This is a genomic window from Streptomyces canus (assembly GCF_030816965.1).
GTDB lineage: Bacteria > Actinomycetota > Actinomycetes > Streptomycetales > Streptomycetaceae > Streptomyces > Streptomyces canus_E.
The window spans coordinates 5,501,710-5,514,997 of the sequence record NZ_JAUSYQ010000002.1 but is presented as its reverse complement, the minus strand read 5'-3'; the positions used below and the strand labels follow the sequence as shown (position 1 = coordinate 5,514,997).

Here is a 13,288-nt window from a genome sequence, read left to right as displayed (position 1 = left end):
ACTCAACGGCGTTTTCTCAGTACCCGGGTCACCACGATCGCCGATGCCAGGACCACTGCCGCTGCCGGGGCCGCCCAGCGGAGGGCCGCTCCCGAGGCCACTGTCTGAGGGGCCGGGACGGGGGCGTAGCGGCCCCGCGGCGGTGCGTGGTCGACCTCCTCCGCGCTGCGGCCGATCATCGTGCGACGGGCGTGGGCCGCTTCGGCCGGGGGGTTGGCGGGTTCCGTGAAGTCGTCGACGGGGGGCGCCGGGGACTCCTCGGGAGTCTCCACGGCTTGCGATGTCTCCTGCCGCTCCGGCTGCTCCGGCTGCTCCGGTGTGTCCGCCGGCTGTTCCGACTTCGCCTGCGGCTGCTCCGGTTCCTCCTCCGTCTCGCCCAGGGCCTCCGCGAAACGGTTCAGCAGCCGTACGACGGCGGCACCCACCGCGTCCTGCGGGAGTTCCGTGACGCGGCCGTCCGCCGTGGCCGTGCCGTCGAAGGTCAGGGTCGTGCCGCCCTCCGTGTCGCGCAGGCGGAGAGTGAGGGCGAGGGTGACCGAGCCGGTGCCGCGGGTCTCGGTGGCGTCGCCCTCGACGGCGTACGAGCCGTCGTCCCGGCCGGTGACGCGTACCGCGCCGCGGTAGGTGATGGAGTGGCTGCCGACCCGCACCTTCAGGCGCCCGGCGACGGGGTCCGCGCCGGCGTCCTGCTGGAGCCCGGGAACCGCCCGGGCGACCCTGGCGGGATCCCCCAGGGCTTCGCTCAGCCGCTCGACCGTAACCGGAACGAACACCTCATGCTCCATGGTTGCCGAGCCTACCCAGGGGGGACGGTCATGCGCCCGCGTTGATGGAAAGTGACCGCGCCCTTCGGTCTCAGTAGCGCGGATGCACCAATGTCGACGCCGGCAGCCCTACGATCCGGGTCGCCTCCGCCGCCCGCCGCGCCGCCCCCAGGGACTCCCGCGTCAGGGTCGCCGGTCTCGGCCCCCAAACGCCCGGGCCCAGTGCCGGGTGTGCTCCCGGTGAGGCGAGCACGAAGCCCCAGTCGCGCGGTGCGCGGGAGGCGCCGGCCGTGCGGTCGGGGCCCGCGGCGAAGCCGGAGTCGCGGCCGCCGACGCGGTAGGGGGTGGTGTGCAGACCCGCCGCACGCATCGTCGACTCCACCGTCCAGAAGACCCGGGGCCGGGAGGAGACCGGCCCCGCGTGCACGACGAGACGGCCCTCGGGGGCCAGGACACGGCGGACCAGGCCGTAGAACTCCTCCGAGTACAGCTTGGTGCTCGCGGTGATGCCGGGGTCGGGCAGATCGGCGATCACCACGTCGTACGACGGCTCGGGCGCCGCCGTCCGCAGCCGGGGGAACGCGTCCGCGGTGGTCACCCGCACGCGCGCGTCGCCGTACACGTGGCCGTTGAGCCGGGACAGCGCCGGGTCGCGGCGGGCCAGGTCCACCACCGCGGGGTCGATCTCGACGATGTCGACCCGCCGTACGTCCGGGTACCTCAGCACCTCGCGGGCGGCGAGGCCGTCGCCGCCGCCGAGGACGAGCACGCGCCCGTGGCTGCCGTCCATCACGGGGGTGACGAGGGCCTCGTGGTAGCGGCGCTCGTCACGGCCGCTGACCCTCAGGCGGCCGTCGAGGTAGAGGCCGAGGGGGCGGCCGTCGGTGCCGCCGGTGAGGACGACCTCCTGGATGCCGGTCTGGAGGGCGACGCGCACGTCGTCGCCGTAGACCGCCTCTCGCGCGGCCCGCTCGAAGTCGTCGACGAGGACGGCGGCGGTGGCGAGGACACCGAGCACGGCGAGGTTGGCGGCCAGCAGCAGCCAGCCGGCCCGGCGGGTCAGGTCGCGGCGGAACAGGCCGAGGACCAGGGCACCGCCCGCGACCGCGTTGACCGCGCCGGTGAGCATCGCGCCGGTCAACTGGCCCAGCAGCGGCAGCAGGAGGAAGGGGAAGGCCAGGCCGCCGACCAGCGCGCCGACGTAGTCCGCCGCGAACAGGTCGGCCACGGCGCCGCCCGCGTCCTGGCGGCGGATGCGCTGGACCAGCTCCATCAGCAAGGGGACTTCGGCGCCGATGAGCAGACCGATGGCGAGGGAGAAGGCGACCAGGAGCCAGCGCGGACCGCTCGCCCACAGTCCGCCCCAGTCGCCGGTCCACGCGAAGACGGCGTACAGCGCCATCGCGCTGCACCCGCCGACCAGCGCGAGCAGCGCCTCGAGTGCGCCGAAGGCCGCCGCCGCGTGCCGGCGCAGCCGCTTGGCGACGAGGGAGCCGATGCCCATCGCGAAGACCATGACGGACAGCACCACGGAGGCCTGGGTGACCGAGTCGCCGATCAGGTACGAGGCGAGAGCGACCAGTTCGAGTTCGTACACCAGTCCGCAGGCCGCACAGACGAAGACACAGGCGAGGACGAGGAAGCGGCCCGTGCCGGGGCGGACGGGCAGCCGCGCAGGCCCGGCCCAGGACGGCGGAGCGCCGGGCGGGGCGGGGGCATGCGGCTCGATCACGTTGCGACCGTACGTCACTGATGTGGCACGCTTCGTCACCCACACGTGTGGAACTGAGGAGCAAACGGGAAACAGGGGTTTGCGTGGCTCAGCCCGACGTCCCGACCCGGGCCCGGACCCCGACCCGCGTCCGCGTGGCCACCAACTGCCCGTCCTGCGGGTACGCGTGCCAGGTGCGCCAGTGCACCTGCCCGTCGTACCGCTGGGCCAGCAGCGCCGTGAACGCGTGCGGGCTACCCGGAAAAACCCCCGCGAGCCCGTTCGGATGGTCGGACACCAGTGCCAGCAACTCCTGGGCCCGCCCGGCGAACTGACCCGGCGACAGCACCTCGACGCGTGCGGCGAACTCGTACTCCCAGTCCCCCACCCGCTTGGCCACGCCCAGGGGCAGCGGCGTACTGCCGCCGGGGATGCAGGCCACCGTCTCCGAACAGGTGCCCCGATCCTCCTCCAGGAGTACTTGGTGGGACGCGCCGAGGAGTCTCAACTGAAGCTTTGCCGCGCCGATTTCGAGATCGAGCGTGGCCAGGGCGGGAAGCGGCTCGCGCCCCAGGGCCCAGGCGAGGTCGGCCGCGCGCGTGTCGGTGTACGAGGTGTTCAGGGTCGTGAGCATGGATCGGCTCCGCTAGCACGCAAAGAAAGGGTGGAGTGGGGTCCGGCACATCCGGGCGACTGTGGGGGGATCGGCCCGGTCAGCCCAGTCGGGAGGTCAGGACGGGTCCGTAGGACGTCCGAGGGGCTGCGTTGGTGATTTAGAGGGAATCATGAACAGTGGGGCCACCACAGCGTTTTTACCCAACTTCGTGGGGTTTCCATCCCTCCGTGGGCTCTCCAGCTCATCTGTTCAACTACGGCGTGCGCCACGGCGGCCGGAACGTGCGCCGGAGCACCGGAGTGAAGAAGCGACAAGCGGGGGCGTGCGTCAATGCGACAAGCGGGGGCGTGCGTCCCGACCCAGGTCCGGACCCACGCCCCCGCGTTCCCCCGCTCCCCCGGTTTCGGATGCGGTTCCCCCTGCCGGAGCTCAGCTGCCCCGTGTCAGCCGCCTCCCCCGCATCCGCCCCCGCCGCCGCAGGACGACCCGCCACCACAGGACGACCCACCGCCGCAGGAGTGACCACCGGAGTGCCCACCGGAGTCGCCGCTCGACGAACCGCAGGACGAGCCGGCGCCCGTCGCGCCGCCGGCCCACCAGCTGTCCCGGTGCGCCCGGGACCGCCCGCCGCGGGGCTCCTTGACAGGCTTGACCAGCTTGACGCTCTTCTTCCTGTTCGCGGCGGACACCAGGGCCCCTACGAACAGGACCGCGAACACCGCCAGGATGATGCCGATGACCATGGCTCACCCTCCTTCCGTTACCCCCCCGAAGCGACCCCCCGTGGGCGCCTCGCCGGTTGCGTGAGCTGGAGATGCCCCTCTGTCTCACGGGCCAAAGCAGAGTTGAGGAACTCCAGAGCTTGGGCGCAGGATGAGCGGCATGACCTCCAGTGCGCGCCCCCTGCTCAACCGCCGTCTCGCCGAGTTCGGGACGACGATCTTCGCCGAGATGTCCGCCCTGGCCCTGCAGACCGGATCGATCAACCTGGGCCAGGGCTTCCCCGACACGGACGGCCCCGAGGAGGTCAGGGAGGCGGCCGTGCGGGCGCTGCGGGACGGGCGGGGCAACCAGTACCCGCCGGGCCCGGGCGTCCCGGAGCTGCGTACTGCGATCGCGGCACATCAGGAGCGGCGGTACGGGCTGTCGTACGACCCGGACACCGAGGTACTGGTCACCGCGGGCGCCACGGAGGCGATCGCCGCCGCGCTGCTCGCCCTGGTCGAGCCCGGTGACGAGGTCGTCGCCCTGGAGCCGTACTACGACTCCTACGCGGCCTGCATCGCGATGGCGGGCGGGACCAGGGTCCCGGTCACCCTGCGGCCGCACTTCGAGGGGGGCGCCCGCTTCCGTCTCGACCTCGACGAACTGCGCGCCGCGGTGACCGACCGGACCCGGCTCCTGCTCATCAACACCCCGCACAACCCCACCGGCACCGTCCTCACCCGTGAGGAGCTGACGGCGATCGCCGAACTGGCCGTGGAGCGGGATCTGCTGGTGGTCACGGACGAGGTGTACGAGCACCTGGTGTTCGACGAAGCCGAGCACCTACCGCTGGCCACCTTCCCGGGGATGCGGGAGCGCACGGTCACCATCGGCTCGGCCGGCAAGACGTTCTCGTTCACGGGCTGGAAGGTCGGCTGGATCACGGCGGACGGCCCGCTCGTCGCCGCCGTCCGGACGGCCAAGCAGTACCTGACCTACGTCAGCGCGGGCCCCTTCCAGTACGCGATCGCCGAGGCGCTGCGTCTGCCGGACACGTACTTCGACAGCTTCCGCGCCGACCTCCAGCGCAAGCGGGACCTGCTCGGCGACGGCCTGCGCGCAGCCGGGTTCGAGGTCTACCAGCCCCAGGGCACTTACTTCATCACCACCGACATCGCCCCCTTCGGCGAGAAGGACGCCTACGCTTTCTGCCGCTCGCTGCCCGAACGCTGCGGCGTCGTCGCTGTCCCCAACTCCGTCTTCTACGACGACCCAAACGCCGGCCGCAGCCAGGTCCGCTTCACCTTCTGCAAGAGGGACGACGTTCTCACCGAGGCCACCAGCCGCCTGCAACGCCTCGCGTCCTGATTCACGCCTCTCTTCGTCCCGAATGAGGTTCGGGTGAGATCGGTACCGGACGGGGTGCTGTTTTGCCTGGTCAGAGCGTTGAAGTACGGCGGTCTGCTGGTGCACGCGCTGGTGCGTGGCGCCGGCCGGACACCGGGTCGTCGTGTTGTCCGCAGGCACCTCGTCCCGCTTCGCGTACCCCGCTCGGGACGACCAGGCGTCCGACATGAATGAGTCGGGCGTCCGCGCATCGACCGGTACCCGGGGCACAGGCTCCGGCGTTCCCTGCCCGCTGCCATGTGAGGACGTGGGGACGGATCGCGTGTTCCGCCAAGCGCACAGGGCCATCCGCGCGACCTCCCCCATGATCCCGTGCGCGGCCGCGCCTCATGTGACGCTGAGGCCACGGGTAGTGAGCACCTCGGCCATCTCCAGGGCGATGTAGCCGGAGCTGATGACGGCGGCCGGCTTCTGCGGCGGGGGAACCTTTGCCCGCCCACAGGCGTCGAGGGCTCGCCACGTACGAAAACTGACGTAACCGCCCGTCGCGGCTGAGCGGATGTCCGGTGCTCAGTGCGCCCATACCTTCTCGGATCGAAGACAAGTTGTCGTCGTGCAGCAGCGCGGCGACGGGAGAAGGGAACAGCATGACTGTCATTGCCGCCGGAGGGTTCGCAAACCTGGGAGAGCCGTGGGCCTCGCTGCTGATCGGTCTTCTGGCGATCGTCGGCATCGTGTACACGGCGCTTGTCGTGGCCGCTGTCGCCGGAGTGGTGAAGGCGCCCGCCGCGACCCGGACCAGGGTTGCCTGGATCGCGTTCATCTTCTTCTTCCCCCTGCTGGCCGCCATTCTGTGGTTCGCGGTCGGACGCTCCCGGGCCGCCGGCCCGCAGACCCAGTCGTGAACGCCTCCGCTCGTACCCGACGTCCGCAGGCCGGTGACCAGTCGTGGACACCGGCCGCGCGGCCCGGCCGTCCCCGCAGCGAGCAGGTCGAGCGAGCTGTCTTCGCGGCCGTCGACCTGTTGATGGCACAGGGCATGGGACCTGCCTACCTGACGGTGGAGCGCATCGCGGCCACCGCGGGTGTCGGCAAGTCCACCATCTACCGGCGCTGGGCCGGCAAGGAGGCGTTGCTGGCCGGCGCCATACCGCGGGTGACGGACCTGCTGCCGCCGCGTGACGGGGCGGCCGGCGTACTGGGCGGTACGGGGATACGTGACGGACTGGTTCTGATGGCCGAGGTGCTGCGTGCGCATCCTCGTCTGGTGACCTGGCTGTGGCTCTTCGGGGCCGGACCCGAGGTGCGGCGCGACGCCCCGCTCGGTCTCGAGACGGCGTTCGACGAGCGAGTGACCGCACCCCTCCGTGTCGTTGTCGGCTCGCTCGTCGGGGAAGGCATGGCGGTGGGCCGGTTCCGCAGTGGCCTTGACCAGGACTTCGTGTCGGAACTGCTCTTGGGCTGGCTCGTGATGAGCGTCGTCTTCTGGCGGGGTACGTCGTCGAGCGGTTCCGTGCGGGGGCCGGGGGACGTGCTGGACGCCGTACTCGACGGCCTCCTCGACCCGCCTGCGTCGATACATGGGGCCCCACGCGACGCAGACTCGGCCTCCGACCGCGCCGCCGTCCGAAGTCCCGTCTGAAGTTACGGGACGCCACCGCTTCAGAGATGACTCAGGGGTATTTCAACACCCCCTGGCATCGTTCTGCTTGGAAAAAGAACCCGAGAAGCGGGGGCTACCGTGAATCAAACACTCATCGTTGCCAGGATGGCACCCGGCGATGCACAGGAGGTCGCCAGGATATTCGCCGATTCGGACCGTACTGAACTCCCCGGACTGGTCGGGGTGAAACGCCGTTCACTCTTCCGCTTTCACGATCTCTATTTCCACCTGATCGAATCGCGGGAGTCGCTCGGCGGGCTCACGCCGGAGATCCGCCGGCACCCGCTGTTCCAGCAGGTCAATTCCGAGCTGGAGCACTTCATCGAGCCGTACGACCCCCAGACCTGGCGCCGGCCGGCCGACGCCATGGCCGCGCGGTTCTACATGTGGCAGTCCGCCGATGCCTGAGCCACAGACCGTCTCGTGCCCTCGGACAGGGCACCAGCCCGGAGAGGAGTCAGCAGTGCCTGTCACCCAGCACACCAAGGTCGCCGCGGCTGACGTGGAGGTCAATCGCCGCCGCGGCGGCGAGATCCGGGTGGTGCTCGGCCCGAAGACCGCCGGCGCGACGACCGGCTTTCTTGGCCTGCTCACCCTGGCCGCGGGCGAGTTCGTCGCCGAGCACTACCATCCGTACTCCGAGGAGTTCCTCTACGTGACGAGGGGCACCGTCGTCGTACGGCTGGACGGAGAGCCCGTCACCGTCGGCGCCGGCGAAGGGCTGCTGGTCCCCAAGGACGTGCGGCACCGGGTGGAGAACGGCGGCGATGAGCCCGCCGAGGCGGTCTTCCACCTCTGCCCGCTGGCTCCCCGGCCCGAACTGGGCCACGTGGACACCGAGCCGCTCGTCGAACCGGCCGCGCCGCAGATCAACGTCGGAGCGGCGTGATGCCGCGGCGGCGTGCGGTCATCACCGGTATCGGGGTGGTGGCGCCCGGTGGCATCGGCCGCAAGGAATTCTGGGAGCTGCTGACGTCCGGGCGTACGGCGACCCATGCAATCAGCGTTTTCGACGCCACTCCGTTTCGCTCCAGGATTGCCGCCGAGTGCGACTTCGACACGGCTGCGGCAGGGCTTACCCCGCAGGAGGCCCGCCGTATGGACCGGGCCGCACAATTCGCCGTGGTCTGTGCTCGTGAGGCAGTGGCGGACAGCGGGCTGGAATTCGACACGGTCGATTCCGATACGGTCGGCGTTTCCATAGGAAGCGCGGTCGGCGCCACGATTGGCTTGGAAAACGAATACGCGGTCGTGAGCAACAGCGGACGCGACTGGATCGTCGACCACGCCTACGCGGTGCCCCAGTTGTACGGATACCTGGTCCCCAGCTCGTTCTCGGCGGAGGTCGCCTGGACGGTGGGGGCCGAGGGCCCGGTGACCACGGTGTCCACGGGATGCACCTCCGGTCTGGACGCGGTGAGTTACGCCGCCGGTCTGATCGAGGAGGGCTCGGCGGAGGTCATGCTGGCAGGCGCCACCGACGCACCGATCTCCCCGATCTCGGCAGCCAGCTTCGACGCGATCAAGGCGACCTCGCCGAACAACGCCGACCCCGAGCACGCCTCACGCCCCTTCGACGCCCACCGCGACGGCTTCGTCATGGGCGAAGGAAGCGCCGTGTTCGTCCTGGAGGAACGCGAGGCGGCGAAGGCCCGCGGCGCCCACGTCTACGCCGAGGTCGTCGGGTTCGCGGGCCGGAGCAACGCGTACCACATGACCGGCCTCAAGCCGGACGGGCGGGAGATGGCGGAGGCCATCACGGTGGCCATGCGCCGTGCCGGAGTGCGCCCCGAGGACATCGACTACATCAACGCGCACGGCTCCGGAACCCGGCAGAACGACCGGCACGAGACGGCCGCGTTCAAGCGCAGCCTCGGGGAGCGGGCCCACCAGGTGCCGGTCAGCTCCATCAAGTCGATGGTGGGCCACTCGCTCGGCGCCATCGGCTCCATCGAGATCGCCGCGTGTGCGCTGGCCATCGAACACGGGGTCGTGCCGCCGACGGCGAACCTGAGAACCAGCGACCCGGAATGCGACCTCGACTACGTGCCCCGGATCGCCCGCGAGGCAGAGCTGGACGTGGTCCTGACCGTCGGCAGCGGATTCGGCGGGTTCCAGACCGCGATGCTGCTGGCCCGCCCCGGGAGGGTGGCATGAGTGCCGTGGTGACGGGCCTCGGGATCGTGGCCCCGAACGGAGTCGGCGTCGATGAGTACTGGCGCAACACGCTGGCCGGGGTCAGCGGCATCGGCCCGATCAGCCGCTTCGACGGCTCGGCGTATCCGACGTCGCTGGCCGGCGAGGTGACCGGCTTCGAACCGCTCGCCCACCTGCCCAGGCGGCTCGTCGTGCAGACTGACCGCTGGACGCAGTTCGCGCTGGTCGCGGCCGAGACCGCACTGTCCGACGCGTCGGCCCTGCCGCTCGACGAGACCGGTCTGGGCGAGTACGACATGGCCGTGGTGACCGCGAGTTCCAGCGGCGGCAACGAGTTCGGCCAGGGTGAGCTGGGCCGACTGTGGCGGCTCGGCCCGGACCATGTGACGACGTTCCAGTCGATCGCCTGGTTCTACGCGGCGACGACCGGCCAGCTCTCCATTCGTCACGGTATGCGCGGCCCGTGCGGCGTCGTGGTCAGCGAGCAGGCGGGCGGTCTCGACGCGATCGGCCAGGCCCTGCGGGTGATCCGGGACGGCACGAAGCTCGCGCTCACCGGTGGCACGGAGGCGCCGCTGTCGCCGTACGCGCTGGTGTGCCTGCAGACCAGCAAGCTGCTGAGCACCGCCACCGACCCCACCCGCGCCTACGTGCCCTTCGACATCGACGCGGCCGGGTTTGTGCCTGGCGAGGGCGGCGCGATCCTCGTCGTGGAGGACGAGGACAGTGCCCGCGCCCGCCCGGGCGTCTTCCTCTACGGCCGGGTCGTCGGCTACGCGGCGACCTTCGACCCGCCGCCCGGCTCGGGCCGGCCGCCGGCCCTGCGCCGTGCCGCCGAGCTCGCCCTGGCCCGCGCCGGGTGCGAGCCGGGGGACATCGATGTGGTCTTCGCGGACGCCGCCGGAGTGCCGGAGGCCGACCGGGCCGAGGCAGAGGCCATCGCCGGGCTCTTCGGCGAGCACGGCGTGCCGGTCACGGCACCCAAGACCATGACCGGCCGGCTCTTCGCCGGCGGCGGCTCGCTCGATGCCGCGACCGCACTGCTGGCCCTCCGCGACGGCGTGATCCCGCCGACAGCCGGGGTCGACCCGGCAGCCGCGTACCGCCTCGATCTCGTCGTCGGCACGCCACGCGAGGCCCCTTTGAGGACCGCGCTGGTCCTGGCACGGGGATTCGGCGGCTTCAACTCCGCCCTCGTGCTGCAGGCGATGTGACGCACAGCATGTGACTCCCCGTCAAGAACAAATCGTCAAACGCACCGTCAAACACCTGGCCGGGGCACCGCGACAAGACGCCCCGGCAGGCGATGTGACGCACGGAAAGGAACACCTGCCCATGTCCACCATCACGCTCGACGATCTGCGAGAGGCCATGGAACGCTGCGGAGTGGAAGACCAGGTCACGCTCGACGAGACGACGATCAACGCGGAGCTGGAAGACCGCGGCTACGACTCGCTGGCGCGGCTGGAGATATTCGCCCAGCTGGGCCGCACCACCGGAGTCAGAATCCCGGACGAGGCGATACACGACCTGCGCACCCCGCAGGAGATCATCAACTACCTCTACGGCCGGCTGCCGAAGGCGAGCTGACGATGTCCGCACACACCGACAACAGCATCGTCATCAACGCCCCCATGGACCTGGTCTGGGAGCGGACCAACGACATCGAGTCCTGGCCGCGGCTGTTCGGCGAGTACTCCTCGGCCGAGATCCTGCACCGCGGGGGCAACACCGTACGGTTCCGGCTCTCCCTGCATCCCGACGAGGACGGCAAGGTCTGGAGCTGGGTCTCCGAGCGGACGAGCGACGAGGCCACCCGCACCACCCGGTCGCACCGGGTGGAGACCGGCCCGTTCAAGTACATGTTCCTGTTCTGGGAGTACGAGCAGCTCGACGCGGGCGTGCGCCTGCGCTGGGTGCAGGACTTCGAGATGAAGCCGGGCGCGCCGCTGGACGACTCGGGCATGGCCGAGCGGATCAACCGCAACTCCCGGGTCGAGCTCGCACTGATCAAGGAGCGGCTCGAGAGCGTCCACGCGCTCGCCGCCGTCAGCTGACCTCCGCCGGTCGCATCTCACATCACCTTTCTCACGCCCGATGTGACATCACGTCAGGAGCAATTCACCCATGACCATACAACTCGACGGCAGGACCGTACTGCTGACCGGCGGCACCCGGGGCATCGGCCGCGGCATCGCCCTCGCGCTCGCCCGTTCCGGCGCCCGGCTGCTGACCTGTTCCCGCCACGACGACGAGGCCGCGCAGAGCCTCCAGCGGGAGCTGAAGGAGATCGGCCCCGACCACCACGTCATGCGCGCGGACGTCAGCAGGAGCGAGGACATCGAGGCGCTCGTCGGCGAGGCCGAGGCGCGCTTCGGCTCGCTGGACGCGGTCGTCGCCAACGCCGGAGCGATCACACACGTCCCGTTCGACAAGCTCACCCCCGAGGACTGGCACCGCGTTCTCGACACCAACCTCACCGGCACCTACCTGCTGGTCCAGAAAAGCCTGCCGCTGCTGGGCGAGGGCTCCTCCGTCATCGCCGTCGGCTCCCGGTCGGCGATGGTGGGAATTCCGCTGCGCGCCCACTACACGGCGTCGAAGGCGGGCCTGGTCGGACTGACGCGCTCCCTCGCCAAGGAACTCGGCCCCCGCGGCATCCGGGTCAACGTCGTCGCTCCGGGCGTCATCGAGCCGGAGAACGAGCCGCTGCCCGAGGAAACCCGCGCCCGCTACCGGCAGCTCACCGCGCTCGGCCGCCTCGGCAGGCCCGAGGAGGTCGCCGGCGCCGTGCTCTTCCTCGCCAGCACCCTGTCCGCCTACGTCACCGGCGAGACCCTGCACGTCGACGGAGGTATCTGACCATGACCTGCCCGAACGCGTTCCGCGTCACCCTGCGGATGCAGGTCCACCCCGGTCGTGGCGCCGACTTCGAGCGCGCCTGGTACGACGGTGCCTCGGTGATCACCGGCCGGCCCGCCAACCTCGGTCAGTGGCTGTCGGCCAGTGCCGAGGAACCCGACATCTACTACATCGTCAGCGACTGGACCGACGAGGACAGCTTCCGCACGTACGAGCAGAGCGAGGAGCATCTGGAGCACCGCTCGAAGCTGCACCCGTACCGGCTGTCCGGCTCGATGACGACCATGCACGTGCGGTACGCCATGACCGGTGCGGCCTCCCTCACCGCCGCGGGTTCATGAGCAGGCTGCGCGTACTGGTGTACGCGGCGGCGCCGGAGTCCGACCCGGACGCCGTCTCCGCCGCGTACCGCCGGATCAGTGAGGCCCTGCGGGGCACGCCCGGCCTGCTGGGCAACGAACTGCTGCGCTCCACCCTCGACGACGGCGCCTTCCTCGTGATGAGCGAGTGGGAGAGCCGTGAGGCGTTCGAAGGCTGGGAGCAAGGCTCCTCCCACCGCGACACCACCGCCCCGCTGCGCCCCTTCCAGGACGCGAGCAAGGGCCGCCCGTTCGGCATCTACCAGGTCGTCGCGAGCTACTGAGCCGCCGCGGCCACAAGGACCCAAGGAGACATCCATGCGACTCGATGTCGCAGGCAAGCGCATCGTGGTGACGGGCGGCACCCGGGGCATCGGGCGCACCATCAGCCTGGCGTTCGCCCAGGCCGGTGCCCGCGTCCTCGCCGTGCACCGCGCGGACGGTTCCGCCGCGGCCGAACTGGCCCGGCAGCTCAAGGAAACCGGCGGCGCGCACGCCGTCGTACGGGCCGACCTCACCGACCCGGCCGAGGTCGCCGAGCTCGTCGACGCGGCACGCACCGCCCTGGGCGGCGTGGACGTCCTGGTGAACAACGCCGGCGTGGACGGACACGAACGCATCGAGCAGCTCGCCCCCGAGGAGTGGCACCGCGTGCTCGACGGTGACCTGACCACCGTATTCCTGGTGACGCAGGCGTTCCTGCCACTGCTCGACGAGGCCGCCTCGGTGGTCAACGTCGGTGCCGCGGTGAGCCTGCGCGGCTTCGCCGGCCGCGCCCACTACACGGCGGCCAAGGCAGGTGTCATCGGCCTGACCCGCTCGCTGTGCAAGGAGTTCGGCCCGCGCGGGCTGCGCTTCAACACCGTGGCCCCCGGCGTGATCGCGACCGACCCGGCGGAGGAACTGCCGCCCCCGCTGCTCGCCAAGGTGCGCTCGATGACGGCGCTCGGCCGACTCGGCACGCCGGAGGACGTAGCAGGTGCCGTGCTGTACCTGGCCAGTGACCTGGCCCGTTACGTCACCGGCGCGACCCTCAATGTCGACGGTGGCATCTAGGGGGTCCACCCCCTAGGGGGCTTCCGCCCCGTAGCCGCCGCCCCCGAA

General features: G+C 70.8%; 17 protein-coding genes. 13 read left to right on the top strand and 4 right to left on the bottom strand.

Features of this window, described 5'->3' with window-relative positions; all coding sequences use genetic code 11:
* Positions 1-2 precede the first annotated feature (2 nt).
* The 4 genes from QF027_RS26405 to QF027_RS26390 form a co-directional block, all read right to left on the bottom strand.
* Positions 3-785 carry an SRPBCC domain-containing protein gene (locus tag QF027_RS26405; protein WP_307077491.1) on the bottom strand — a complete coding sequence of 261 codons (783 nt, stop codon included), beginning with the start codon at positions 783-785 and terminating at the stop codon, positions 3-5.
* A gap of 70 nt (positions 786-855) precedes the next feature.
* The gene (locus tag QF027_RS26400; RefSeq protein ID WP_307077490.1) at positions 856-2,496 is read right to left on the bottom strand and encodes a polyamine aminopropyltransferase; all 1,641 of its coding nucleotides are present in this window, start codon (positions 2,494-2,496) and stop codon (positions 856-858) included.
* Positions 2,497-2,584: 88 nt separating this feature from the next.
* Positions 2,585-3,109, bottom strand: a complete 525-nt coding sequence (locus tag QF027_RS26395) for a DUF2617 family protein (protein ID WP_306978527.1) — start codon at positions 3,107-3,109, stop codon at positions 2,585-2,587.
* A gap of 425 nt (positions 3,110-3,534) precedes the next feature.
* Complete coding sequence (locus QF027_RS26390) at positions 3,535-3,834, bottom strand: hypothetical protein (RefSeq protein ID WP_306978528.1); 300 nt, start codon at positions 3,832-3,834, stop codon at positions 3,535-3,537.
* Positions 3,835-3,964: 130 nt separating this feature from the next.
* Between QF027_RS26390 and QF027_RS26385 the strand changes: the two genes are divergently transcribed.
* The 13 genes from QF027_RS26385 (at position 3,965) to QF027_RS26325 (ending at position 13,240) form a co-directional block, all read left to right on the top strand.
* On the top strand, positions 3,965-5,164 hold the full coding sequence (locus QF027_RS26385) for a pyridoxal phosphate-dependent aminotransferase (protein WP_306978529.1): 1,200 nt from the start codon (positions 3,965-3,967) through the stop codon (positions 5,162-5,164).
* A gap of 626 nt (positions 5,165-5,790) precedes the next feature.
* Positions 5,791-6,048: a PLDc N-terminal domain-containing protein gene (locus tag QF027_RS26380; RefSeq protein ID WP_306978530.1), complete on the top strand. Its 258-nt coding sequence runs from the start codon at positions 5,791-5,793 to the stop codon at positions 6,046-6,048.
* On the top strand, positions 6,045-6,785 hold the full coding sequence (locus tag QF027_RS26375) for a TetR/AcrR family transcriptional regulator (RefSeq protein WP_307077487.1): 741 nt from the start codon (positions 6,045-6,047) through the stop codon (positions 6,783-6,785). The genes QF027_RS26380 and QF027_RS26375 overlap by 4 nt, the downstream gene beginning before the upstream one ends.
* 99 nt (positions 6,786-6,884) lie before the next feature.
* The gene (locus QF027_RS26370) at positions 6,885-7,214 is read left to right on the top strand and encodes a TcmI family type II polyketide cyclase (protein ID WP_307077485.1); all 330 of its coding nucleotides are present in this window, start codon (positions 6,885-6,887) and stop codon (positions 7,212-7,214) included.
* A gap of 55 nt (positions 7,215-7,269) precedes the next feature.
* Positions 7,270-7,695, top strand: a complete 426-nt coding sequence (locus tag QF027_RS26365) for a cupin domain-containing protein (protein WP_306978533.1) — start codon at positions 7,270-7,272, stop codon at positions 7,693-7,695.
* Positions 7,695-8,963 carry a beta-ketoacyl-[acyl-carrier-protein] synthase family protein gene (locus QF027_RS26360; protein WP_307077484.1) on the top strand — a complete coding sequence of 423 codons (1,269 nt, stop codon included), beginning with the start codon at positions 7,695-7,697 and terminating at the stop codon, positions 8,961-8,963. Before QF027_RS26365 ends, QF027_RS26360 begins: the two co-directional genes overlap by 1 nt.
* Positions 8,960-10,177: a ketosynthase chain-length factor gene (locus tag QF027_RS26355; RefSeq protein WP_306978535.1), complete on the top strand. Its 1,218-nt coding sequence runs from the start codon at positions 8,960-8,962 to the stop codon at positions 10,175-10,177. The genes QF027_RS26360 and QF027_RS26355 overlap by 4 nt, the downstream gene beginning before the upstream one ends.
* 121 nt (positions 10,178-10,298) lie before the next feature.
* Positions 10,299-10,553, top strand: coding sequence for an acyl carrier protein (locus tag QF027_RS26350; RefSeq protein WP_306978536.1), 255 nt, complete (start codon positions 10,299-10,301; stop codon positions 10,551-10,553).
* Positions 10,554-10,555: 2 nt separating this feature from the next.
* Complete coding sequence (locus QF027_RS26345) at positions 10,556-11,020, top strand: SRPBCC family protein (RefSeq protein WP_307077480.1); 465 nt, start codon at positions 10,556-10,558, stop codon at positions 11,018-11,020.
* Between the two features lie 70 nt (positions 11,021-11,090).
* Entirely contained in the window at positions 11,091-11,825 is a 735-nt protein-coding gene (locus QF027_RS26340; protein WP_306978538.1) for an SDR family NAD(P)-dependent oxidoreductase, read from the top strand.
* A gap of 2 nt (positions 11,826-11,827) precedes the next feature.
* Positions 11,828-12,166: an antibiotic biosynthesis monooxygenase family protein gene (locus tag QF027_RS26335; protein WP_307077478.1), complete on the top strand. Its 339-nt coding sequence runs from the start codon at positions 11,828-11,830 to the stop codon at positions 12,164-12,166.
* Positions 12,163-12,468 carry an antibiotic biosynthesis monooxygenase family protein gene (locus tag QF027_RS26330; RefSeq protein WP_306978540.1) on the top strand — a complete coding sequence of 102 codons (306 nt, stop codon included), beginning with the start codon at positions 12,163-12,165 and terminating at the stop codon, positions 12,466-12,468. Before QF027_RS26335 ends, QF027_RS26330 begins: the two co-directional genes overlap by 4 nt.
* Before the next feature lie 34 nt (positions 12,469-12,502).
* Positions 12,503-13,240 carry an SDR family NAD(P)-dependent oxidoreductase gene (locus QF027_RS26325; RefSeq protein ID WP_306978541.1) on the top strand — a complete coding sequence of 246 codons (738 nt, stop codon included), beginning with the start codon at positions 12,503-12,505 and terminating at the stop codon, positions 13,238-13,240.
* The last annotated feature ends 48 nt before the right edge of the window (positions 13,241-13,288 follow it).

Bases quoted from the DNA above. Each gene is read 5' to 3' on its own strand.
- QF027_RS26405 (WP_307077491.1), bottom strand. From the start codon at position 785: ATGGAGCATGAGGTGTTCGTTCCGGTTACGGTCGAGCGGCTGAGCGAA.
- QF027_RS26395 (WP_306978527.1), bottom strand. From the start codon at position 3,109: ATGCTCACGACCCTGAACACCTCGTACACCGACACGCGCGCGGCCGAC.
- QF027_RS26390 (WP_306978528.1), bottom strand. From the start codon at position 3,834: ATGGTCATCGGCATCATCCTGGCGGTGTTCGCGGTCCTGTTCGTAGGG.
- QF027_RS26385 (WP_306978529.1), top strand. From the start codon at position 3,965: ATGAGCGGCATGACCTCCAGTGCGCGCCCCCTGCTCAACCGCCGTCTC.
- QF027_RS26380 (WP_306978530.1), top strand. From the start codon at position 5,791: ATGACTGTCATTGCCGCCGGAGGGTTCGCAAACCTGGGAGAGCCGTGG.
- QF027_RS26360 (WP_307077484.1), top strand. From the start codon at position 7,695: ATGCCGCGGCGGCGTGCGGTCATCACCGGTATCGGGGTGGTGGCGCCC.
- QF027_RS26355 (WP_306978535.1), top strand. From the start codon at position 8,960: ATGAGTGCCGTGGTGACGGGCCTCGGGATCGTGGCCCCGAACGGAGTC.
- QF027_RS26350 (WP_306978536.1), top strand. From the start codon at position 10,299: ATGTCCACCATCACGCTCGACGATCTGCGAGAGGCCATGGAACGCTGC.
- QF027_RS26345 (WP_307077480.1), top strand. From the start codon at position 10,556: ATGTCCGCACACACCGACAACAGCATCGTCATCAACGCCCCCATGGAC.
- QF027_RS26340 (WP_306978538.1), top strand. From the start codon at position 11,091: ATGACCATACAACTCGACGGCAGGACCGTACTGCTGACCGGCGGCACC.
- QF027_RS26335 (WP_307077478.1), top strand. From the start codon at position 11,828: ATGACCTGCCCGAACGCGTTCCGCGTCACCCTGCGGATGCAGGTCCAC.
- QF027_RS26330 (WP_306978540.1), top strand. From the start codon at position 12,163: ATGAGCAGGCTGCGCGTACTGGTGTACGCGGCGGCGCCGGAGTCCGAC.
- QF027_RS26325 (WP_306978541.1), top strand. From the start codon at position 12,503: ATGCGACTCGATGTCGCAGGCAAGCGCATCGTGGTGACGGGCGGCACC.